We start from the raw sequence: 23469 nt of genomic DNA, 5'->3' as shown, positions 1-23469 counted from the left end.
ACCATATCTTTTCTCATATTTTTGCTCTTTTTCCCATAACAACAAGCTTGCTTTCAAAAAAATAATATGTTACCTTTTAGTAACATATTATTAAAAAGGGTGTGAGGAATCCATATCATGATTAACGAAGAAGTTACTCATCTCTTTAAAGCTCTATCCCATCCAACTCGTGTAGATATTCTTGATTTATTAACGAAGGGTCCATTATCTACTGGTGAGTTAAGTGAACACTTTGATGTATCTAGATATGCAGTTATGAAGCATTTAAAGGTACTGGACGATGTACATTTAATCATCGTAAGAAGACAAGGAAGAATACGATTAAATTACTTAAATATCATCCCCCTTCAAGAAGTGTATAATCGCTGGGTCAGTAAATATGAATCTACACTCTCAATATCTTTAACTAAATTGAAAGCAAAATTAGAAAATGGAGGTAGTAACCATATGAAAACGGAAATTAGTTCTTTTCAAATTGAACAGCAAATAGAAATAAACGCACCACTAAAAGATGTTTCTCACTCTCTTATTTACGATATTAATGATTGGTGGGAATTCCGATTTGAAGAGGAAAACTCACACATTACTTTTGATCCTAAAGTTGGTGGATTTTTTATGGAGAACTGGGGAAATGGACAAGGAGCAATTTGGGGGACGGTTCTATACTACAAAGAACATGTAGAAATTCGTTTGCAAGGCTTATTAGGAATGCAAGGTGCCGTAAATAGTCATTATAGCTACCGATTGGAAAGTCATGGCGAGGCAACGACGGTAAAATTATCACATAGTGCTGTTGGATTATTAGATCCTAAATGGGAAGAATCTCATTCGAATGGATGGACTTTACTTTTAAATAAATTAAAAGTATATGTTGAGGAAAATGAATGACTAACTATGTAAAGCAATTTGAACTTTCGGCACCTGTAGAAGAAGTATACGCAGCAATTACAACTGAAAAAGGCATAAAAAGTTGGTGGACCGTCGATTGCGACATAAGCACTGAAATCGGTGGAGTTCACTCATTTCGCTTCGAGCGATTATTATTTAATTCAATGAAAATAGTGGAACTCATCCCGAATGAAAAAGTTCATTGGACATGCATTGAAGGTTGGAATGAGTGGAAAGGAACGGATGTAACTTTCCTATTACGTTCTATTGGACCAGGAAAAACAACTGTCGAGTTTAAACATACTGGTTTAACCCCATCATTATCATGCTACAAAATGTGTTCCAAAGGTTGGGATGATACGCTTCTTCACCTACAACAATATGTCGAGAATGGACAATCGAACGCCCATATTCCGAAATCTGGTGTACAAGGTGTTTTATCTAGGTTTGCTTTCAAGGTGTTCTCAAGAAAATATACTAAATAAATAAGAAAACTCCACGGGGCTCGTTAAAGAAATCTAATTGAAGAATTCCTGTTGACGCAAAGAAATTTCCAGTGCGCTTCGGACGTATTCCCTGCTGCACTATAATCTAGGGAATAAACAGTGGGAGATGCAGACACAATTACCCCTCAAAATGTGGATCTCATCAACACGCACAAATATTGAGGGATTCCTACGTCGATGGCGATTTTTCCTACGTGACGGACGTTTTTTCCTACGTCATCACTCTTTTTTCCTACGTGAACTTCGATTTTTACAACTGAGCCACCGCTCAGCTATTATATGTAAAAAATAAATGCCAAATGGGGCTGCTCGCTTTGCTCCACAGCCTTTTCTGTGGTTGTGAGGGGGCACTTTGGATGGCAGAAATGACGTTTTCAGACGTCGATGGCGATTTTCCAGACGTGAAGCCTGGTTTTTCAGACGTCATCTTCTTTTTTTCAGACGTCAACCCCAAAAAGTCAGACTGAGCAACCGCTGAGTCTGACTTAATAAAAAAACAGGAAAAGACTACTCTAGTATAGAATAGTCTTTTCCTGCTTTATGGATTGGATTAATAATAGAATCTAAGCCCTGATCTGAGTCATTTTCAGTAAAAATAATTTTCACATTTGTCCCTTTGCCAACTTCGCTGTCAATCTCTAGTTTACCGCCCATGCTTTCCACTATTCTGAACACGACCATCATACCTAAGCCAGTACCTTTTTGGTCAGTTAAACTAAAGAAAGGTTCACCTAATCTAGTTATTTGCTTCTTCGTCATTCCGATCCCTGTATCAGAAATTTCTATGACTGATTTCCCGTTGATATTCTTCGAACGAATGGTTAGACGCCCTCCGGATTCCATGGCTTCCATAGCATTTGTACAAATATGAATTAGGCATTGCTCAACTTTAGCTTTATCTCCATTAATCCAAGCAGCTGACAGATTTGATTGGATTTGAATATTGGTCATATCAGTAATAGGTTCTATTAGATTAATAACTTGTTGAATCTCATTAACCAAATCGAATCGTTCTGTTTTACTTGGATAAGGTTCCGCAAATATTTGATAGTTTTTAATTATTTTTTCAGCTCTATTTATTTCTGCGATAGACGCTAAGAGAAACTCCTGTTGTTTATCGGCTGGCCATTTACCTTCTGTTAACAATTGCAGCATTCCTTTTGAAATTGTAAGAGGTTGTCTTATTTCATGTCCAAAAGCAGCTGCCAGATGATATAATCCTTGCATTTTTTCTGCTTTTATTAAAGACTCTCTCGAAACTTGAGTTACTTTAAATGTTTCGATTAGATAAAAGTAAAACGCCACACTTATTATTTGCAAGCAGAGTATTCCCAGAGCAAAGTTAACAATGCTATTGTCTCCTGGATTTTGAACAATCAAAGTGGCCAATAATATGACTGAAATTACTGTAGTAAGCAAAGTACCAATTACTATTTTCATATTTGTTTTCCACTTTAGAAAATAGTTGCTCATGATGATATTCACAACAGTTTGGCAAACTAGAAGAATGATAGCTAATTCCAGTCTATCAGCAAACAGAAAAACTAATGGAAAAGCTACCATAAACATAATAGAACTTACAGCACCCCCTCCATACAACCCAATTATTCCAATAGGGATATGTAAGAAATGGAAGTCAAATTTCTCGTAAAAATCCAATGGAAATAATAGACATAGTAAAATCGACAAAATTCCAGCTAATGCCATACTAGACTTTTGGTAAAAATCCGAATTTATATTTTTTTGAGAGAAGAATTTCCACAACGTAATAATAGTGATACTTAATGATACATTCAAAAAAATATCTCTAATTAAGGAAGTCATTAATTACACCCATATTCTTTTAAATTCACTTGAGTTAGCTAGCAATCTTTTTCAATCTTGACGACCCATCTATCTCAAGTCTAAGGTTCTTTAATAAGAAAATACGACAAACCTAGATCAAATATATCTATTAAATGGGTAATTCTATAATAAAACGACTGCCTACTTTTAACTCACTCGTTACATGAATGGAACCACCTAACTCAGTAAGAATCTGCTTGACCAACGACAAACCTATTCCTAATCCAGTTGACATAGAGTCTGTTGAAGAAGAACGATAATACGGGGAGAATATAAACGCTAAATCATTGTCATGAATACCGACACCAGAATCATTTATTTCGATGAGCAACCTATTTGCATATTTATAACTGTTAACATGAATGAATCCGCCTTCATTTGTATATTTAACAGCGTTTGATAAAACATTCATCAACACTTGGGTTAACCTATTGGAATCTGAAAGAATTGATAGATTTGGTTCTCCTTTTTGATGAATCACCTTTATATTCTTTGCAGAAGCATCTAAAGATTGGGCCTGGATACAATCATCAATAAGTCCATAAACATCTATGTTTTCTGTCTTGACTCTCAGTTTAACTTGATCTAAGCGAACAAAATCAATCGCATCATTCATGATCATTTCTAATTGCTTACTAGCATTACCTATTTTCGATACTCGATTTTGTTGATCCATTGTTAAAGGTTCTTCAGAGTTAGACATTAATAGATGTAGGAATCCATTAATACTATTTAATGGATTCCTAAATTCATGACCCAGCAAAAGTAGTAAATCCGTCTTTTCTCTATTGGCACGATCTGCATGTTCTTTTGCAAGTATCAGTTCATGATGCTTAGCTTCAAGTTTTTTATTTTTTTTAGTTAAAGCAATTAATTTGTCTTTATCATTTGTTTTAGATTTTATAAATATCATGATATTATGACCAAACGGAAGGACTTCAACTTCATATTCCACATCTAGTTCATTTAGTAATTCATATAAAACAGGAGATTCTTCGCTTTTTTCAATTCCGATTTTAGAGACTAAATCCACATAATCTTTATTAATAACCTTCTCAATGGGTTTGCCTTTAAGGTTCGAGATGCCTATCGGAAATAAGCCAATCTCATCTTGAAAGACATCTTCTATATATAAATCTTTATTCACTATAATATAGGAAAACTTCAGCAGCTCTCTCTCGACCTTAACGATTTGTTTCTTGACAGTCATCTGTCACCTCCATGTAGAAGAATTTTGAATACTCCTATTTTCCCCATTAGATACTACTTCGCTATAACAAAGTTTCAATTTCTTTGATCTTTAGTTTTGAAATATGTGCGTGCTTATCAAAATTCCGAAAATAAGCTAAAAATGTTTCATTCTTTGGCTTTATATATAGGATATTATCGAGGTTCACAATGTTTGATCTATGGGATAGAAAAAAGGATTTATCTAATAATCGGGCAAGAACACTTATTCGTTCATATGTTTCAAACGTTCCTTCTTTTGTATGAATTAAACACTTTTTCCCTGTCTTTTCGATAAAGAAGATATCGTCATATGGAATAAAAAACATGGATCCATTAAATTTAAAAGGTAGCTTCTTTCTACTATTCATGGTCGTTAACACTTTTAATCGGTTATCCGTTTGTGTCTTTTCTAATGCAGCGTATAGTCTAGAAAGTTCTACTGGTTTCACAATATAATCTACAGCTTCCAGATTAAAAGCTTCTACTGCAAATTCATCGTAACCTGTGACGAATATAACCTTTAATTTTTCATGGAATTGCATAGCTTTCTTAATCGCTTCCACACCATTTAATTTCGGCATTATAACATCTGTTATGACAATATCAGGTTTATAAGTAGCTATTTTTGATACTAACTCTTCACCGTCGTTGCAGGTAGCAATTACTTCGAAATTAGGATGTTCTTTTATATAAGCATCTACTACCTCTAGTGAATCTTGATGGTCGTCTGCTAGCAGAACTTTAAAAGGTGTCAAGACATCAACCCCAATCTTTTAAGTCACATAATAATTTTACTACGAATAGTAGTATGGTAACGTGGCAATTACTGGTTTATATGTATAAATCTCATTGATATTTGGGAAATAATATTATTCCTATTATAAATCCTATGATAACCCCCGTAATTATTCAGACAATCCTAAACCTTTGAGAGTCATTTTAAGCACATTTAACAGCAATTAACCAACATATCGACACACTATATCGGCTACTTCATATGAACTATCGTTTTCGGCATTTAAAAAGGACTAAACCATGACGTTTAGCCCTTTCCTCCTATATTTTTCTATCAAAATCTTGTTATTTAGAGTACACTACTAATTTTCATATTCTCCTATAATTTCAACTGCCTTTTCAGTAATCATAGTATCAATTGCTTCGTCAAATTTGAATTCGCCACGAATGGCTCCATTTTTCTTATACATTTCATACTGATCACGTATATCACCAATGAACATTTTGCCATTTGGGTCTAGTCCCGTAACAAAAACATCTTCCCAAACTGCCGCGTCTTTTAACGCCGTGTATTGTGTCATAATGTCGATAATTTCGTCCTTACCTTCGCCCTTAATGAAAGCATCATTGTAATCACGAACACCTTTTAAATAAGCTGCCATAAAGCGCAATGATACATCTTGTTCATCGTTCATAAATTGAGGCGAGCCAAGCACCATTGCAATTTGTGCTTCGGGTGCAAAGTCTGTTGCATCACCAAAACGCGCATGAATGCCTTGTGTTACACCTTGAGTAATCAGGGGCTCAATATTTAATGCTGCATCAATCGAGCCATTCTCAATAGCCGCTAACATGGTGCCGAAGTCAGGCATCAGCACAAATTCCACATCATCTTTTGCAAGACCTGCGTGTTCAAGCATTAATTGATAGATATAATCATCTACTCCGTGTTCACCGGATACAGCAATCTTTTTCCCTTTTAAATCACTATAGTCTTTAATTTCATCTTGCTTGTCGGCACCAATTACAAAAGTAAAATAGGAACGCCCTTTGGCATTATGCCCTTTATCTGCAATAATTTTCACGTCAATACCTTGTGCAATCGCATTGAAGAATGCAGCTGATGAAATACCGCCAGCAATGTCAACTTCTCCAGAAGCAAGTGCAGGCAACATATCGTCACTATTTGCAAATGTCGCAAACTCAACTTCAATATTGTAGTCATCAAAATACCCTTTTTCATTGGCGATATAAAAGCCTGCACCAGAAGCTGAGCCATCCTCCGCGATCACAACTTTTGTTTTCTCGCTTAAAGGTGCTAAATCTCCTGATGGGTTATCTTTGCTTACGTCGTCATTAACTTTGACCGCCTCTTTTTCCGAACAGCCTCCAACCAGTAAGATTAATACACCTACTATCCCTAACCACTTTTTCATCTATACACTCCCTTCACAATCTTGAACCTTGCACTTCTACCTGCAAGTGATGCCAAATCTCTAGAAATTTGTCTGCCATTTCAGGATTTGATCGAATGTCTTCTAGTTTTCTGGGTCGCGGCAAATCTATTTTCATTTCAGCGACTATCCTGCCAGGTTGAGCACTCATAAGTAGTACGCGATCACTCAAATACAGTGCTTCATCGATACTATGTGTGATGAACAACACCGTTTTCTTCGTTTCAGACCAAATCGATAACAATTCCTCTTGTAAAATGTATTTATTTTGCTCATCTAAAGCTCCGAATGGTTCATCCATTAACAAAATTTCAGGATCGTTCGCAAAAGCTCGCGCAATACTAACTCGCTGCATCATTCCTCCTGATAGTTCTTTCGGGTACATTTTTGAAAATTTCGTAAGACCTACTTTGTTAATAAAGTACGTTGTTCGTTCTTTAATTTGCGACTTTGGCAAATGACGCATTGTTAACCCGAACGCTACATTCTCCTCAACTGTTAACCAAGGTAATATTCCTCTTTCCTGAAAGACCATGGATTGATTGGGACGAAACTGGTCACTCTTTTCAATAGTAAAGTCACCTGAACTTTGATTTTCAAGTCCAGCTAATATTCGAAGCAGTGTCGTCTTTCCACAACCACTCGGTCCAACAAGACAAACAAATTCCCCATCTTCTATATCAAGAGAGATGTTTTCGATCGCAGTGACACTATTTTCTTTCTTATAAAATACTTTCGTCAATTGATGAATGGAAATTTTGGGTTTCGATTCCATATCGTCACCTCCAAGGTATTAGCTTTCGTTGCAACCACCGCAACAATAATGAAAAGACATAGCCAAAGAATGAAATAAGAATCAATCCAACGAACATTTCCTTTAATAAAAACGCACTGTAAGACGTCCATATTAAATAACCAATCCCCGATCTTGCGCCCATCATCTCAGCTGCTACAATCGTCAACAACGCGATTGCCTGCCCCATTTGTATCCCCTCTAACATGAAAGGAAGCGAGCCAGGTAAAGCAATTTTCATAAAGAAATCCTTCCGATTAGCACCATAGTTTTTCGCTACATCCAAGTAAATAGAATCAATTGAGATAACACCTGCAACTGTATTTATGACGACTGGGAAAAACACACTTCCGGCGATGGTGACGACTTTCGATACTTCTCCAATCCCAAAGATAATCAAGATAAGCGGCAATAACGCAAGTGTAGGAATAGGCATTAACGCCATAATAAGAGGAGAAATAAAGTGGCGAACCGGTGCATATAAGCCCATGCACAGCCCGATTATGATACCAGGAATTACACCTAGTAAGAATCCAACTAAAATTCGAAATAACGAAATGTTTATGTGGTGAAATAACTCACCAGTTGTCAGCAGTTCAATAAATGTGGAGACAATAGCAGTTGGTGGTGGAAAAAACCGAGCATCAATCAACCCGCTTTGAGATAAGAATTGCCAAATAAGCAAGAGGCATAGTGGCGAAAAAATGGTCAGCCAAGTCTTCAATCGTTGTTGTATTTGTTGCTTACGCCATTCCTGTTGTTCCGTTTCTATGGGATTTTTTAACTCCGTCATTTTTCACCACCTCTTCATCCAAATAATATGTAGGTATAGTAAGATATGTGCATGGAATCTAAGACGGTCTGAGTAGCATTAGTGCAATTATAGAAGTGTATATTCTATTGTTTGGCGTGGTGCTGTTGTGAAGTGGTTTATTCCGTTTCACGCTGCGTTTATTCCGATTAACCCATTTTCTTACAAAAATAAAAGACCCAGAAACATCTCTGGGTCAAAATTTCTTCTTATTCAACTTATCCATTTCGGTAAATTTTGGCGCTGGTTTTTAAAATCTGAGTAGACTTTGATTCTTCGGTTTGTCCGTTGACTTGGGTATTGGTTCTCTTAGGTCTCGTCCAGTTGTGATGAATCTCCGCGGATTTTACATCCATTGGTTGTTTCTTACTCATTACCTCTCACCTCTTTTTTTAAGAATGAAAAGAAGAAATCGTAATTAGTATGAGTGAAATCCTCTGAGCTATGCTAAATTTTTAAATACCCATCAACCGTTTTACCCTTCTTGCTTATTTATTTGTTGCAGAATTAATGCATTGAAGGCGATTTCAAAGCTCTCATTATCTTCTTTCCGCCTTTTTTTTGGCCCTTTCATCCGTCCACCTGCTTGACGAATTTTTTTCGCAATATGGCGACTATGTAAAAGTTGATCTATATTTTCATTGGTGTACTCTCGACCATTTTGATCCATCACGAGGCCTCTTTTTGCTAAAACCATGGCTGCCAATCCATAATCCTGTGTAATCACGATATCCCCAGGTTTCACTCGATTGACGAGTTCAAAATCCACCGCATCCATGCCTTTAGAAACCATAATAGTCTTTGCACCTTCACGTTGCATATTGTGAGCAGTATCACAAAATAACGTGACAGGGAGTTTATATTGTGTAGCGAATTGAATGGTTAAATCTACAACTGGACAACCATCTGCGTCGACTAGGATGTTTATCATTAGATCTCTCCTTTCTCAGTCAAAGTATTATATTCATGATTAGCTTAAAACTTCTATTTCATTACTCTTAGTTTGACTAAAATATTAATAGGTAAAGCTCTGTTAAACCATACTGTAGATTACCGTCTGTTCTTCAATATCAACACCATTCTTTAACAAAGCCATATGTAAAGAGCATTTAAATTTTCTGAATTATCCTCTTGTTTCTAACGTTACGTTAGGTATTATAATACTGGTAAGGACTGGAAGAGAGGGATTTAATGTATTCAATTGGTCAGCTTGCAAAAGAAAGTGAAACAACAGTAAGGACGCTTAGATATTATGATGAAATTGGTTTGCTTAAACCTTCTTTAATAAGCGATGGTGGACATCGCTATTATGAAGAACATGACTTTATAAAATTGCATTCAATCAGGATATATAAAAAATTAGGTCTTTCATTATCGATGATTCAACAAGTGCTAAACAATAATAATTCGGATCATAAATCCACCTTAAAACTGCAGTTAAACATTTTCGAGTTGGAAAGATCTCAACTAGATGAAAAAATTGGTTTAATACGTTCATTGTTGCAAGTTAGTGAACTCGAACAATTAACAAATTGGCAACAAGTCAACAAGATTATCCCAAAATCCTTGAAAGTGACTTCACTTGAGCAATTAGAAGAACTCTGGAATAAGGACTTTTCATCTGAGGAAATAGCTATTCTTAAATCGATTCCAAAAATCGGTGATGATCATGAAATAATGGATGAATATATTTTTATAATAAATGAAATACGTTTGAACCTTCCACTTGATTACCAAAGTGATCTAGCACAACAATTTGCAAAACGATATGTAGATTTACTTGATCAACTATACCAAGGCGACTTTGAATTAGCTCAAAAGGTTTGGGCTAAACACAAAAACTCCAATGGCAAGATTGGCATGTATCAAATAGATCCAGCAATCGGATCCTTTGTTGAGAAAGCAATCGGTTATTACATGTCGCGGAGGCTCTTATGAAAACAAAGTTTATAGGAATTGAAATCATAGTCTTTATAGCTCTTCCCTACTTCATTTGGAATTACTTGCGAGATTTTACAGGTGACTATTATGCAATGCTTCTCTCCACTGCACCAGGATTCGTCTACACAATTTTTAGGTTTTCAAAAGATCGGCAATTCAGTGTGGGTGGACTGTTCATTTTGATATCTCTGTTACTCGGTACACTTTTGGATCTGCTTTCAGGTTCGGCCATACAGATGCTGTGGAATTCGGTCTGGTTAGGATTTGCATTTACTGTTGTATACTTAGTATCCATGTTAGGTAGAAAACCACTTGCGCTTTATTTTGCAGTAGACTTTGCTTATTTACAAGGATTTCCACGGGCGAATAGTCATCATCTTTATTCGATAAAAGAAAATATTAAGTGGTTTCAACTTATTACTGCCCTTTTTGTCATACAAGGATTGGTTATGAATTCAGTGATGGCATTACTAATAATGCGCCATGGTGTAGAAGCCTTTATGCATCTTATTCTTTTACGAAAAGCTTTAGGATTAATTTTCGGGATTGTTATTTTTGTTTGCTATTTAATATCATCCAAAAAGGTCACTACTTATATGCAAACACATGAAATTGACTGGCCTATTAAAAATTCTACTGCTGCAAATGAAAAGCTTGAAGAAGCACACTAAGTTGTATCAATTTAAAACTTTGCTCTTCCTAAAACCTAGTACATCATTCTAAAAAACGGTACACTGAATTAAATGAAATTTTGTCGCGTGGAGGTTCGTATATGCATTTTTTCTTAAAAATAGGACTCAGCTTAGTTCGTATGAAAAATTTATCCTTATTACTTGCAGCCCTTATCTTTATTGTATTTTGTACGGGTACGATTTACTTGTTGGAGCCAGATACATTTGAAAGTTTGCTAACATCATTTTACTTTGTCATGACTACTTTTTCTACAGTAGGATATGGTGATTATTCACCTGTGACGGCTGCAGGAAGACTTTTCACCGTCCTTATGTATTTGCTAGGGATTGGCTTACTTGGTGTTGTTATTGGGAAGATAGTAGATTCGTTTTCTATATTTAGAAAACGAAAGGAGGAAGGCAAGTTGGCATATACACAAGAAAATCACATTATCATTGTTGGTTGGGGAAAGAAAACGGAAACCGCTATGGAAGAAATATTATCATCAGATTCATTTAGTGAAGTTGTCATTATTGATACCCTTCCTACTTCGCCGGTAGATGTTGCCAACGAGCGTGTGCATTATGTCCAAGGTGATGCTTCTGAAGAAGAGACATTTATTCGGGCGAATATTAAAAAAGCCAAATCCGTTATTATTTTCTCAGATGATACAATTCAAATACCATCCTTGAGAGATGCAAAAACGTTGACGATTGCCATAACAGTTGAACGTTTAGCTACTCACGTTCACACAACAGTGGAAATCATGACAAAAAAACAAATCCCCAATTTCGCTCATGTCAAAGTGGATGAATTTATTTTGTCTCAAGAAACGACCTCTCTACTTGCTGTTCGTTCTGCAATGCATCAAAATGTCAGTACCATCGTCACGCAATTAATTAGTCGTAGTATCGGCGAGGATTTGTTTGAAGTGAATACTGATCCGAAATGGCTAACGTATGGGGACGCTTTTCATGATTTATTAGCAAAAGGAGCAACTCTAATTGCAGATCGCAAACAAATGGATATTAATCGCCGATTGCTTGAGGAAATCCCCTCAGATGCAGTGTTGTATGTAATTTGTAATGAAGACACACATCGTAAATTGATCGTAAATAATAAACATTAATCTATAAACAAGGGGGTTTTCTTCATGACATTTTCAATCGTAGGTTTTGATCCAGAAACAAAAGAATTAGGAGTTGCCGTGGCTTCAAAGTTTTTAAGCGTCGGTGCTGTCGTACCATTTGCAAAAGCAGGAGTTGGTGCTATTGCAACACAGTCCTGGGCGAACTTAAATTATGGGGAGCACGGACTTGAGATGTTAGAAAATGGCTTTACCCCTCATGAAGTATTAGAAGAGTTGGTTCGAAATGATGATAACTCTGCTTCTAGACAAGTTGGGATTGTGGATGCCCAAGGACGCAGTGTTACATTTACTGGAGATGATTGTTTCGACTGGGCTGGTGGTTCTGCAGGAGACAACTTTGCAGCACAAGGGAATATTTTAGTGGATCAACATACACTTGAAGCAATGGAATCTACATTTCTACAAACACAAGGTTCGTTAGCAGAACGTTTACTAGCAAGCTTACTTGCCGGGGATGCTGCTGGTGGAGATAGTCGAGGAAGACAGTCAGCCGCTTTGTTAATTGTTAAAGAAAACGGAAGTTACGGTGGATATAATGACCGCTATATAGATCTTCGAGTTGATGATCACACGGATCCAGTTCAAGAATTAGCCCGTTTATTAAAATTACATAAACTTTATTTCGAACCTACTTTGCCTGAAGATATAGTGACAATTGAAGGACCTCTCGCAGAAGAACTTCAAGAACTATTATATGAAAATGGACATTTGCAGCGTGAACTATCGGAACATGATGATTTATTAGATGCTATTCAGTCATATCATTTGATTGAGAACTTTGATGAGAGAGTGCAACCACGTGGCATGATTGATCAAAAAGTCGTTGAATATATGCGAATTAAATAACATACGAACCTTGTTTAAGTATCGATAGTTCGCAGATAAGAGGCTGACCCATGAGTAGACACACTCTGCTCATAGGTCAACCTCTTTCATTTTAGTGGCATATCTATTCAGATAATTGTTCAGCTAATTTCATCAATTCATCTTTTACTTGTGTTTCTTCCAAGTCTGGCATGATTAATGTATACGAATAAGTGATTTCTTTTACAATTACATCGAGTCCATTTGGCGCAGTATAAAAAGCTTGGTAGCCGTTGTCTAATGTGATTTTTTCAGGATTACTATCTGGATAATCTTGATGTGCTGTCGAAGTTGAAAGGATTAAGTTATTTTCTTGTTCATCTATCGCGATGAACTGCGCTTCGGGGTGTTGACCTTTACCACCGAAATCTGTAATTCCTAAAGATTTAAATCCCTTTGTTTCGAATGGCAATTGCTCGGGCAGATTGACTTTATACGGCAACGCATCTATTGCCACTTCAACAGACGGTGCACTGTAAAACTTAATAAATCCCTCTTCACCTTGTTGTGATTCACTCAGCTTCGATGTATCTAAGCCATTAGAACACCCCACTAGTAGCAGTAACCCACTTATTATTATGTATTTTTTCAAATTATTGCCCCCCTCTAGTAGTATACGACAAATCTAATGAATTGGGTTATTCATACAAATAAAGGTTTATATCCCTACTTCATTAATTCTTGTGTATTGAGGAGATGCTGTCAATGAACTCAAAGTTAAGATTTTCGCTCCTACTTATCACTCTAGTTGGTTTTGTCTCAATGATACCTTTAATAAAATCTAAAGATATCATTTATTTAGATGAATTAATTATCATTTTTATTCAACGTTTAGAGAATCCATTTTTAACTGCAACTATGAAGTTCTTCTCTTATATTGGTTCAGGATCTTTTATTAATATAATTTTAGTTCTAGGCGCAATCGTTCTTTACTTCGTCCTGCATGATCGATCAGAAATTCTTTTATTCATCTTAGTCCTAATGGGTTCCCACTATATATTTCGGTTTTTAAAAGAAATCTTTCATCGAGCTCGTCCGGATTTACATCGGCTTATCGAGATCGGTGGATACAGTTTTCCAAGTGGTCATGCGACGAATGCCATGACTGTATACGGAATTCTTTCAATTTTATTATGGCGTCATATCCCTACTTCTAGGGGTCGCAAGGTACTCATTCTGTTTAGCACCATAATGATACTTACGATTGGCTTTAGCCGCATTTACTTAGGCGTTCATTATCCTAGTGATGTGCTTGGTGGTTTTTTTGTTGGTGCCTTTTGGTTGATGATTTCTATCTGGTGTTTTCAGTATATAAAAGAAAAGATATATGAAAAAACTCACACGAAATACCCCCATACTTAACAAACTATTACCCCAAAAATACGGGAGGATAGCGTAATTCTCCATTCGTTTGTTGAAGCTCACCTTCTATTAATTCACAAACCATAAATACGTCGTCAGGCACTTCAAATTGTGTTAGTTCCATGCCGTGATTTCTTGCAGGCTGAAAACCAAACTTTGGATAATAATTTGGGTGCCCGATCAAAAACACAAGACCATAACCCAAATCTTTTGCTCTTCTTAAACCTTCTTTAATTAAATTGCTGCCGATTCCTTTCTTTTGAACAGAAGGGTTTACAGCCATTGGAGCCAGTACGAGGACTTCCTTCTCCCCATCTTCTTGAATGATTTTAGCCTTACTAAATAAAACATGGCCAACTATTTCCTCTTGTTCCTCAGCCACTAACGACAATTGTCGTATAAAACAGTTGGAAAAACGAATGCGTTCAACTAACTTGGCCTCATCATCCCTATTATCAAATGCCAAGTAATTGAGGTTGAATACGTGCTTATAATCATTTATAGTTTCAGTTCGTATTTGCATGCTTTACACCTATTTTCTTAATACTAAGTATTTGTGTTAACCTTCTACCTCTTTTGTCTTAATACCTCTATTGTTCTCAATTTCCTAATAATCTGATACTTCTAGCGACATATTATATAGGCAGAATTTTTGACTACAGCCAACAATAAGACATAAAGTTACCTTATCACAGAATTAATTAAACTCTAATTATTTGGAGCTAATTGGAGAGTTACAACGAAATTCGAACATCCCTTTTTCGCTCTGAAACTAATTAATCAGGAGGTCATTATATATGGTAAACGAAAAATATAAACCATTACTAGAACCATTTGAATTACCAAATGGTGTACAACTTAAGAATCGTGTGATTATGGCCCCTATGACGAACTACTCTTCAAATTCAGATGGCACGGTATCCGATGATGAAGTTAATTATTATATCCACCGCTCGAAAGGCGTTAGTATGGTTATTACAGCCTGTACATACGTTACTCCGAACGGCCAAGGTTTTCCTGGTGAGTTCGCGGGACATACAGACGAGATGATTCCAAGTCTACGTCGTCTAGCAACAGCAATTAAAGACGAAGGTTCAAAAGCAATTTTGCAAATCTTCCATGGTGGGCGACAAGTGCCTGCAGATATTGCCCCAAATGGTGACGTTGTAAGTGCGAGTCCTATTGCATACCCTTCTGAAGGTAAACCGGTTCCTCGTGAGCTGACAGAAGCTGAAGTCGAAGCCATTATTGTTGATTTTGGACAAACCACTCGCCGTGCCATTGAAGCTGGCTATGATGGTGTCGAAATCCATGGTGCTAACACGTATTTAATACAACAATTCTTTTCTCCGCACTCTAATAGACGCACGGATCGATTTGGTGGGTCATTAGAGAAGCGATTGACGTTCCCATTAGCGATTGTAGATGAAGTTCAACGCGTGGTAAAAGAACATGCAACAACACCATTTATTGTCGGCTATCGTTTCTCACCTGAAGAACCAGAAACTCCAGGAATTACGATGTCCGATACATTAGTGTTAATTGATGAATTAGCAAATAAAAACTTAGATTATCTTCATGTTTCACTTATGGATTTCTGGTCTACTCCTAAACGTGGCGTTGAAGACACACGTTCTCGTATTGAAATTATCCAAGAAGCTGTTGGTGATCGTGTACCAGTCATCGGAGTAGGTTCTATTTATACCGCTGAAGATGCAGGGAATGCCTTAACATCAGGTATCCCTCTAATCGGTCTTGGACGCGGATTATTAATCGATCCTGAGTGGGTACAGAAAATAGAACAAGGTCGCGAAGAAGAAATCGTGACGAAACTCGATATTGATAAGCAGCAAGAGTTAGTAATGCCAACCCCACTATGGCAGCGAATATTGAATAATCCAGGTTGGGTTCCCGGCGTATAAAAATAAAAAGGAGCTGTCCAAAAGTCATAATCCATGACTTTTGGCAGTTCCTTTTATATTTAGTAAGGTTGATTTCCGTTCCAGATGGACGCTTTCCGCGGGCATGGCCTCAGTCTCCTCGACGAGCAAGCTCGTCTGCGGGGTCTTCTGCTCATGCTATTTCCGCAGGAGTCGCCATCTTCCACTCCAATCAATCATCTTTTTTCTAAAGCATTCATACAAAAAAACAACAATAGTAATAGAGCGCTCCATAATTGGCTCTGTTAACCCATTTTATTTATTTCCATTGCAACGCACGTCCAAGTTTCGAAGCAGTAAAGCGATGCAACGCCCTTTCATGTTTCGAAGCTAGCGTAGCGATGCAGAAACAGACATGCGGACGTTTTACTAGGGCGACCCATGTGGTGCTCGCCATAGTAAAACGTAGCTGTTTTGCAGAATATCAACAGTAATACTTAACATAGCTTAATATTTTATAGCAAACAATCTAACTTCTTCTTGTGTTGAAGCAAACTTTATCTTGTCCTCTTCTATCATTCCCAATTTAAGCAGTAACTTCGCGGATTTTTCATTATCCAGTGATGTAAAACCTGCGATACGTTGGAACCCTAAAACTTCGTTTCCATAAATCAATGTTGCTTGAGCTGCTTCACATGCATAGCCGTTTCCCCAATACTTTGAATGAATGGCAAACCCCAAATCTACATCTTTTAAGAAATCTCGCTGAATTAGACCACATATACCAATTGGCGTCTCGCTTTCTTTTAGCTCAACTAAGTACAAACCAATGCCTTTTTCTTCATACATGGTCATTGGCCCATCTTCGATATACTTTATTGCTTCATCTATTGTACGAATACCTCGATCTCCAATATATTTAATCCACGCGGGTTCATTTAACAGTTCTAGCATAAATTTAGCATCTTCAGTCTTCATATGTCGTAAAACAAGCCGTTCTGTTTCTATAATTTTCACATTAATCACCTCTAAATTTTTCGATACTTTTTAAGAGCTATAATATTAAGAACAATAAACACAGTGGCAAACCCAATCAGCACGACTAAGTCTGTAAGTATTTCACTTAAACCCATTCCCTTATACATTATGCTTTTCAATGCGTTAGCCCCATAAGAAATCGGCATGATCTTAGAGAATACTTGCAACCATTCCGGCATTCCAGCGATAGGAATAATTCCAGTAAAGAACACTTGAGGAACAATAACTAAAGGGATAAATTGAATCATTTGAAACTCGGAAGCCGCGAATGACGAAAGTAAAATTCCCAGACTTAAAGCGACGAGCGCAATTAAAACATTTACGATTAGCACATGCCAAACGGAACCAACCAACACCATATCTAATACGTTAACAGAATAAACAACTACAATAATCGTTTGAATAATAGCGAATAATCCATAGCCGATTAAATAGCCAAGGACAATTTCCCATCTGCGGATAGGGGTAGACAATAACCTCTCTAGTGTTCCCGTCATCCGTTCACGCAACAACCCTATACCTGAAATTAAAAACACAAAGAAAAATACAAAAAAGCCGACTAATATAGGACTCAGCACGTCAAAGAAAGTTGTATCTTCGCTACCATACATATAATTCGTGGTTAATTCGCCCTTCATCAAATCGGATTTGCCACTGCCCATAGCAAATGCTTGTTGAATTTTTGTTTGTAAGAACTTCGAACGAGAAGGATCTGTATTTTCAATTGTTAAGCTTAATGTTCCAGCTTTAGAAACAAGGTAGCCCTCTAATTCATTTTCAATAATGGCGTCCTCTATATTCGTCGTTTCTTGATAAGTGACAACATCAATTTCTACCTTTTCTAGTTGCTCGACCATCTCATCCGACAAACCTTCTACACCAACTTTTGAAGAATCTTCATTGCTAGTAAATAGAAAATGCATAAGCGTTAAAATCAGCAGTGGCGCAACAAATAGCAAGGCAAGTGTACGTTTGTCACGGACAAGTTGCAAAACGATCCGCTTAACTAGTGCTCTGATGCGCATGAGCTACCCCTCCCGCTTCCAAGAAAACTTCTTCTAAGTTAGTCACATGATAGTCGTCTTTTAGTTTTTGAGGAGAGCCTGTTGTTATCACACGTCCTTCTCTTATCATAGCAAGGACATCACATTTTTCTGCTTCGTCCATGACGTGTGTGGTCACAATAATCGTCTTATTTTCTTCATTCTTCAACCTTGTAAGTTCTTGCCAAATCGACTTCCGCAACTCAGGATCTATCCCTACGGTCGGTTCGTCAAGAATTAATAATGGCGGATTTTGAATAAGTGCTACTGCTAATGACAACCGACGTTTCATACCACCCGAATAAGTTGCCACTCTTTTATTTAACACATTTTCTAATTGAACAAGGTTTACAACATACGCAATTCGTTGTTGTTGTTCCTTTTTATTCATCAAAAACATGGATGCAAAAAACCTTAAATTTTCAATACCCGTCAAGTCTTGATACAGTGCATCTGACTGTGCCATATATCCAATTTGCTTTAGTAAAATAAGATTCGGAACTTGTTGATTCAAAACTTCCACATTACCAGACGACGGAAGATCCATTCCCATAATGAGTTTAATAATAGTCGTTTTTCCAGATCCCGAGGGACCGATAAGACCCACGATTTGGCCTTGCTGTGCTGAAAAATGAACATTCCAAAGGATTTGCTGTTTTCCATAAGATTTGCTTACATCGTTAACATGTAAAATGTTCATACACACTCACCTCTCTTTTATTCCCCTACTTTAACAATCAAATCTGGTGCATTATTTTTAGGTGAGTTCACTTTATCAGACACTTCATATGCTTCTAGTAAACCATTTTCTAAAGGAATCAAAAATGGTCTTAATTCATCAATAGTTTTCACAGCAGGATTCAACCATGTTTGTTCATCTGCTCGTTTAAGAATAACAGGCATTCGATCGTGAATGGTCGACATTAAATCATTTGGTTCAGTTGTTAGGATTGTGCAGGTGTGAACAAGTTCCCCACTCGGTGACTTCCAAGATTCCCATAGACCAGCCATTGCAAAAAGTTCATTATTCTTCATTTGAATGCGCATTGGAATTTTTCGGTCTTCCGTTCGCTTCCATTCATAAAATGAGTCAGCCACGATTAGGCATCTTTTCTTCTTTAACGCTTCACGAAAACTTGGTTTTTCATGCACAGTTTCAGCTCTCGCGTTAATCATTTTAAAGCCCACTTTTGGATCTTTCGCCCAAGATGGAACAAGTCCCCATTTTAAAAAGCCTAAACGGTTTTTTAATCCATCATTTATGACTGAGAGGACCATTTGTGAAGGTGCAATATTGTAGCTTTCTTCATATTCTTCACTATCAAAAGTAGCTTCACCAAATCGTTCTTCAATTTCCATAAAATTAGCGAACAGACTATAGCGTCCACACATATGTAACCCTCCACTCTTTAAGAACCAATTCGCTACACAACATAGATTTCCTTTATCCAGCAATGAAATATATCATGCTAATACTAATATAATAACTCTAGAAATGACGATTAGTCACACATAGAAAACGTTGTCCATTTGGGGGAGAAGGGTGTCCTTCTTCAAGCGAATGGAAGATTACGTTTAGCGAGTGGACGGAAACCCAAGTTGAATGGATGAAAACCCACAGTGAGTGGACGATAACCATTGTCCACGTTCGAAGGTGTAACTCTAACAAATTTATATTTACTTATCTTCAAAAAAAAAGCCCCTCTCATATGAGAAGGACGGCTTGGATGATTTCAAGATTATTGATTAATATATAACTCGAAAATATCTTTAAAATCTTTTTTAGCATATTTCGACCGATTTTCATGCATCCAGTCATGTGCGAATCGAGTGATATCTTCAAATGATTGTGCTGGCGTTACTTCATTGTTCCCGTGGCGTCCCATTGATTGCGAGGCATATGACAAGCTGCTCTCAGCGATGGCATATTTTTTCTCATTTTCTTTCACTTCAACAGAAATCGCAAATAACACTTTATATAAATCCTTAATTTCAGCTAAAAACCGCTTATGAATATCAACCGTTAGTGGCATGTTGCCCATAGTAAACTTAATCTCTACATCTAAGTCTATGGTTCCAGCTGTTTCTAGCGCGACATTTGTTATTGGATTATAGGCATATTCATAACGTTTAAGTATGCGTTTCTTGCTTATCGCATTTGCGCCATCCACATGAATTAATGCTTTGTTGGTAAAGCAATATTCATCGGCTTTCGTTTTAATAAGGAAGAAGATTTCTTCACCCGACTCATGCATAACAAAATCGTCTGACTCTGTTTTATCAAAATCTGCTTTTGGAACGACGATGCCAATATCGGATAAACCCAGTGCATCTGCTGCTAATTTTTTAAACATCTGATTTCCTCCTTAAAATTCAAGCTCAACTATAATTACGATAAAACACACAGAAAGTTTCGAATTTTATAAAAATGTGGATAACTATGTGGATAACTTAAATGTTCCCATTACTTGATTTCATAATCCATTTATAATAAACGACAATTAGAATGACAAATCCACTTAATGCCATATACATATTGGCATAGCCTAAATAGATGGCCACAATCCCTAAGATGAATGAACCTGCAGCTATGCCTGTATCGTATAGCGTGAAAAATGTAGCTGTTGCATAAGCGCTTCGATGTTTAGGTGAAGTTTGAATGGCCAGTGTTTGGAAACAAGGCAATAGTGTCCCATATCCTATCCCAATAAATGCTCCCGCAAGTAACATCATCCAAGCTGAAGTGGTCATACTAAGGACAAATAAACCTATCGCAAATATGAGAATTGCCGGTATAATCACTACATTTGGACCCATTTCACCAAATAACCTACCTGTAAATGGTCGTGAAATGAGCATAGCCACTGCAAAAACCAGGAAAAAATAACTGGCTGTCTCGATCATTCCTAACGATTGAGCGTAAATTGAAATGAAAGACATGATGCTGGTATACGAAAACGAAACAAATAAACCAACAGTTGAAATAGCGAGTGCTCTTCTTTAAGTGTAAAGTAAAAAACCTGCATTTCGCAGGTTTTGATAAAAATCATGACAATTATTTTAATGACCCTACACCCAATATTTTTGTTTCCGCTTCAATTTTAAATTCTGCTTTTGCTAACAGTTCTTCAGTCAAGTCACTAGGCCAGTCTCCTTTGTACCTCATACGAAAGGATTCAAAAAGGCCAATTGGATCTATCGATAGTTCTTGACTTTTTTGAAGCATTTTCATGGCATCATCTTCAATTTGATCACTTATTTGTTTTTCTAGTTTTGCTAATTCTTGTTTTTCTTCTAATTTTTTTTCACCTTCATATTCACTTAATGTCCCTTCAAATTTCAGCGTAATCGTTAATTTTGGAGATTCTAAGTCGTGGTTGGAAGTTATTTTGGATTTAGATTCAATAAATTCTAGAACCACTTTTTCTTTTTTAGAAGAATCGTTACCAAAATTCAATGATAAAATAGATAACTTATTTTGCCCTCTTAGCATTTGAACATACAATCCTTGTTGGAGGGTAAATACATAAGTCAATCCGCCATCTTTGAAGGCTGCAATTCCTTCAACACTGATTAATTCATCTTTCAATTCAACATATGGTGCAATTGAGTCTAGTAGTGGATTCGTTTCATCGAAGACAAAGTCATGAATCGTTGTAAAAGGGCTGTAAAAAGTATGTGGTTTCGGTTGAAAGGTATTATTAATATATACACTTGTATTTGGTTTATCTGGATATTCGCTTGTCAGTATTTTTTCAGCAGAATCCCTTACAATACCAACATATGTGTTTGATCTAACGTCTGGATCTTGATATATTAGTTCTATTAATTTTTTCATTTTACCTTTTCTAGCAAATTCCTCACTAAACAAAACGACACGAAGTTGACTTAATGTGACCGTTTTTTCTGCTTTCGTTGTAATTTCAGCTAGACCTTTGTGTAACATGTCTGTTTCTACTGTGAAAACTTGTGTATGCTTCTCGGCTTCCATAGCAGGTTGAGGCATAATCACGGTCATCTTCATTGTTTCATCATCAACATAATCGAAAGCTATCACACTAATCAATCCTAGTTTCTCTAAAGACTGTTGATTAATTTGTTGAGCACATCCACTTAACAAAAGAATTGAAGATAACACAACCAAGAACTCTTTTCTTTTCATCAAACCACCTCTTTTTTCTTCCATCTGACCAAATGGACAATACATAATACGGTTGGCCATAAAATTAATCCATAACTGACATAGAAATCTTTCTCATACAATGTTTCTTTCATCACTTGAGTGAAAGGAAGATTTATGATGATATACGTAAAGATAGCCACAGCATAAATGTGATAGTTACTATTTTTTTCACGCACAGAGTCTATTCCTTTTTTCGCCATCCATAGATAAGCTCCAGCAGTGGTTAAAATTAAAAACACCCAAATAGTTATCCCAAATGTATCTATACGTTCTACAAACGTCAGATCCACTGCTTGAAATAATTTTAGGATAGGAAAGAATAAGTTTTCAAGTTGCCACTCTGAAAAATACATAGCTCCTACAATGGTAACAGAGAGATAAAAAAGGATAGTAATCCATATGCCAATTGAAGCGTGCTTGAAAGCTTTTTGAGGATGAATAATATAGGGAAAGAAGAACATAAGAAACTCATATCCAATCATCGAGTTATAGCCATTTCTAAAAGCCTCCCAAAATTCCGATGATGAAAAATTAAAGAGAGGTAATAAATGGCTAACTTCACCATACATTATTCCCCACCTCAAAAAATAGACGATCCAACCCATTAAAAAAAATGTCAGAATGCAAAATCTTGCAAGTGACTTGATTCCACCTTTTACAATGAATACGGTTAACAAAATAAATAAAATTAAGTGACCAGTTATTTTTCGTTCAGGTAGTACAGAAATTTGAATTAAGTCTAGATAGTGTTGAATGATAGCCGAAAATAGGACAACAGCGTAAATAATTAAAAAAGTATTTAAGAATTTCCCAATCCATTTCCCCAGTAATTTTTCGTGTATATCAAACAAATCGTCATCTTTATACTGCAGTGAAAGCCAGACCATGGGAATGAGTGTAATATTTGCGATGATACCAAAAAGAATCGGAAACCACCATTGACTGTAGCCGACTGCACTTAAAGAATTATTTAATGACAAAAGGGACATACCAATCATTACATTCTGAACGAGAAAAATGACGTGATAGCCATTTAATACTTTCTTTTTAGTTACATCCAATTCACAACACCCC

General features: G+C 36.5%; 25 protein-coding genes and 1 pseudogene. 8 read left to right on the top strand and 18 right to left on the bottom strand.

Annotation, left to right across the window (positions count from 1 at the left end; translation table 11 throughout):
- The first annotated feature begins 117 nt into the window (after positions 1-117).
- Together ACFPYN_RS16165 and ACFPYN_RS16160 are read left to right on the top strand one after the other, a co-directional pair.
- Positions 118-888 (top strand): metalloregulator ArsR/SmtB family transcription factor, encoded by a 771-nt coding sequence (locus ACFPYN_RS16165; protein WP_377735589.1) that lies wholly within the window; start codon positions 118-120, stop codon positions 886-888.
- Positions 885-1373, top strand: coding sequence for an SRPBCC family protein (locus tag ACFPYN_RS16160; protein ID WP_377735587.1), 489 nt, complete (start codon positions 885-887; stop codon positions 1371-1373). The genes ACFPYN_RS16165 and ACFPYN_RS16160 overlap by 4 nt, the downstream gene beginning before the upstream one ends.
- A gap of 528 nt (positions 1374-1901) precedes the next feature.
- On the opposite strand, the gene ACFPYN_RS16155 is transcribed toward ACFPYN_RS16160, so the two are convergent.
- The 8 genes from ACFPYN_RS16155 to ACFPYN_RS16120 form a co-directional block, all read right to left on the bottom strand.
- On the bottom strand, positions 1902-3218 hold the full coding sequence (locus ACFPYN_RS16155; RefSeq protein WP_377735586.1) for an ATP-binding protein: 1317 nt from the start codon (positions 3216-3218) through the stop codon (positions 1902-1904).
- A 130-nt stretch (positions 3219-3348) separates the two neighbouring features.
- Positions 3349-4449, bottom strand: coding sequence for a sensor histidine kinase (locus ACFPYN_RS16150; protein WP_377735584.1), 1101 nt, complete (start codon positions 4447-4449; stop codon positions 3349-3351).
- Positions 4450-4510: 61 nt separating this feature from the next.
- Complete coding sequence (locus ACFPYN_RS16145; protein WP_377735582.1) at positions 4511-5224, bottom strand: LytR/AlgR family response regulator transcription factor; 714 nt, start codon at positions 5222-5224, stop codon at positions 4511-4513.
- Positions 5225-5566: 342 nt separating this feature from the next.
- A complete protein-coding gene (locus ACFPYN_RS16140) occupies positions 5567-6640 on the bottom strand; it encodes an ABC transporter substrate-binding protein (protein ID WP_377735580.1) in 1074 nt (357 codons plus the stop codon).
- Positions 6641-6653: 13 nt separating this feature from the next.
- Entirely contained in the window at positions 6654-7433 is a 780-nt protein-coding gene (locus tag ACFPYN_RS16135; RefSeq protein ID WP_377735579.1) for an ABC transporter ATP-binding protein, read from the bottom strand.
- Positions 7434-7437: 4 nt separating this feature from the next.
- The gene (locus ACFPYN_RS16130; protein WP_377735578.1) at positions 7438-8244 is read right to left on the bottom strand and encodes an ABC transporter permease; all 807 of its coding nucleotides are present in this window, start codon (positions 8242-8244) and stop codon (positions 7438-7440) included.
- A gap of 236 nt (positions 8245-8480) precedes the next feature.
- Complete coding sequence (locus ACFPYN_RS16125; protein ID WP_377735576.1) at positions 8481-8636, bottom strand: YpzG family protein; 156 nt, start codon at positions 8634-8636, stop codon at positions 8481-8483.
- A gap of 101 nt (positions 8637-8737) precedes the next feature.
- On the bottom strand, positions 8738-9193 hold the full coding sequence (locus tag ACFPYN_RS16120) for a YaiI/YqxD family protein (protein WP_377735574.1): 456 nt from the start codon (positions 9191-9193) through the stop codon (positions 8738-8740).
- 260 nt (positions 9194-9453) lie between these two features.
- Between ACFPYN_RS16120 and ACFPYN_RS16115 the strand changes: the two genes are divergently transcribed.
- The 4 genes from ACFPYN_RS16115 (at position 9454) to ACFPYN_RS16100 (ending at position 12871) form a co-directional block, all read left to right on the top strand.
- The gene (locus ACFPYN_RS16115) at positions 9454-10200 is read left to right on the top strand and encodes a MerR family transcriptional regulator (protein ID WP_377735573.1); all 747 of its coding nucleotides are present in this window, start codon (positions 9454-9456) and stop codon (positions 10198-10200) included.
- Positions 10197-10874: a VC0807 family protein gene (locus ACFPYN_RS16110; protein WP_377735572.1), complete on the top strand. Its 678-nt coding sequence runs from the start codon at positions 10197-10199 to the stop codon at positions 10872-10874. The genes ACFPYN_RS16115 and ACFPYN_RS16110 overlap by 4 nt, the downstream gene beginning before the upstream one ends.
- Positions 10875-10954: 80 nt before the next feature.
- Positions 10955-12004 (top strand): potassium channel family protein, encoded by a 1050-nt coding sequence (locus ACFPYN_RS16105; RefSeq protein WP_377735570.1) that lies wholly within the window; start codon positions 10955-10957, stop codon positions 12002-12004.
- Between the two features lie 24 nt (positions 12005-12028).
- Complete coding sequence (locus ACFPYN_RS16100; protein ID WP_377735568.1) at positions 12029-12871, top strand: DUF1028 domain-containing protein; 843 nt, start codon at positions 12029-12031, stop codon at positions 12869-12871.
- Positions 12872-12974: 103 nt separating this feature from the next.
- On the opposite strand, the gene ACFPYN_RS16095 is transcribed toward ACFPYN_RS16100, so the two are convergent.
- Positions 12975-13481, bottom strand: a complete 507-nt coding sequence (locus tag ACFPYN_RS16095; protein ID WP_377735567.1) for a hypothetical protein — start codon at positions 13479-13481, stop codon at positions 12975-12977.
- Between the two features lie 113 nt (positions 13482-13594).
- Between ACFPYN_RS16095 and ACFPYN_RS16090 the strand changes: the two genes are divergently transcribed.
- The gene (locus ACFPYN_RS16090; protein ID WP_377735565.1) at positions 13595-14251 is read left to right on the top strand and encodes a phosphatase PAP2 family protein; all 657 of its coding nucleotides are present in this window, start codon (positions 13595-13597) and stop codon (positions 14249-14251) included.
- Between the two features lie 7 nt (positions 14252-14258).
- Here the strand turns inward: ACFPYN_RS16090 and ACFPYN_RS16085 are convergent, their stop codons facing one another.
- The gene (locus ACFPYN_RS16085; protein ID WP_377735564.1) at positions 14259-14774 is read right to left on the bottom strand and encodes a GNAT family N-acetyltransferase; all 516 of its coding nucleotides are present in this window, start codon (positions 14772-14774) and stop codon (positions 14259-14261) included.
- A gap of 274 nt (positions 14775-15048) precedes the next feature.
- Between ACFPYN_RS16085 and ACFPYN_RS16080 the strand changes: the two genes are divergently transcribed.
- The gene (locus ACFPYN_RS16080) at positions 15049-16173 is read left to right on the top strand and encodes an NADH-dependent flavin oxidoreductase (RefSeq protein ID WP_377735562.1); all 1125 of its coding nucleotides are present in this window, start codon (positions 15049-15051) and stop codon (positions 16171-16173) included.
- 465 nt (positions 16174-16638) lie between these two features.
- Here ACFPYN_RS16080 and ACFPYN_RS16075 read toward each other — a convergent pair whose 3' ends face one another.
- From ACFPYN_RS16075 to ACFPYN_RS16040, 8 genes and pseudogenes are all read right to left on the bottom strand, one after another.
- Positions 16639-17148, bottom strand: a complete 510-nt coding sequence (locus ACFPYN_RS16075; protein WP_377735561.1) for a GNAT family N-acetyltransferase — start codon at positions 17146-17148, stop codon at positions 16639-16641.
- Between the two features lie 11 nt (positions 17149-17159).
- A complete protein-coding gene (locus ACFPYN_RS16070) occupies positions 17160-18194 on the bottom strand; it encodes an ABC transporter permease (protein WP_377735560.1) in 1035 nt (344 codons plus the stop codon).
- Entirely contained in the window at positions 18172-18912 is a 741-nt protein-coding gene (locus ACFPYN_RS16065) for an ABC transporter ATP-binding protein (protein WP_377735559.1), read from the bottom strand. Before ACFPYN_RS16065 ends, ACFPYN_RS16070 begins: the two co-directional genes overlap by 23 nt.
- A gap of 17 nt (positions 18913-18929) precedes the next feature.
- On the bottom strand, positions 18930-19604 hold the full coding sequence (locus ACFPYN_RS16060; RefSeq protein ID WP_377735558.1) for an SOS response-associated peptidase: 675 nt from the start codon (positions 19602-19604) through the stop codon (positions 18930-18932).
- 347 nt (positions 19605-19951) lie between these two features.
- Positions 19952-20566: a PH domain-containing protein gene (locus ACFPYN_RS16055; RefSeq protein ID WP_377735557.1), complete on the bottom strand. Its 615-nt coding sequence runs from the start codon at positions 20564-20566 to the stop codon at positions 19952-19954.
- 97 nt (positions 20567-20663) lie between these two features.
- Positions 20664-21206, bottom strand: a pseudogene (locus ACFPYN_RS16050) (MFS transporter); the annotation flags it as partial.
- A 61-nt stretch (positions 21207-21267) separates the two neighbouring features.
- Positions 21268-22374: a Ger(x)C family spore germination protein gene (locus ACFPYN_RS16045; protein WP_377735556.1), complete on the bottom strand. Its 1107-nt coding sequence runs from the start codon at positions 22372-22374 to the stop codon at positions 21268-21270.
- Entirely contained in the window at positions 22374-23456 is a 1083-nt protein-coding gene (locus ACFPYN_RS16040) for a GerAB/ArcD/ProY family transporter (RefSeq protein WP_377735555.1), read from the bottom strand. The genes ACFPYN_RS16045 and ACFPYN_RS16040 overlap by 1 nt, the downstream gene beginning before the upstream one ends.
- Between the last annotated feature and the right edge of the window lie 13 nt (positions 23457-23469).

Origin of the sequence: Paenisporosarcina macmurdoensis (assembly GCF_042658845.1) — a bacterium.
Taxonomy (GTDB): domain Bacteria; phylum Bacillota; class Bacilli; order Bacillales_A; family Planococcaceae; genus Paenisporosarcina; species Paenisporosarcina macmurdoensis.
Note: the sequence above shows the minus strand (reverse complement) of the source record. Positions and strands in the feature narration are given on the sequence as shown.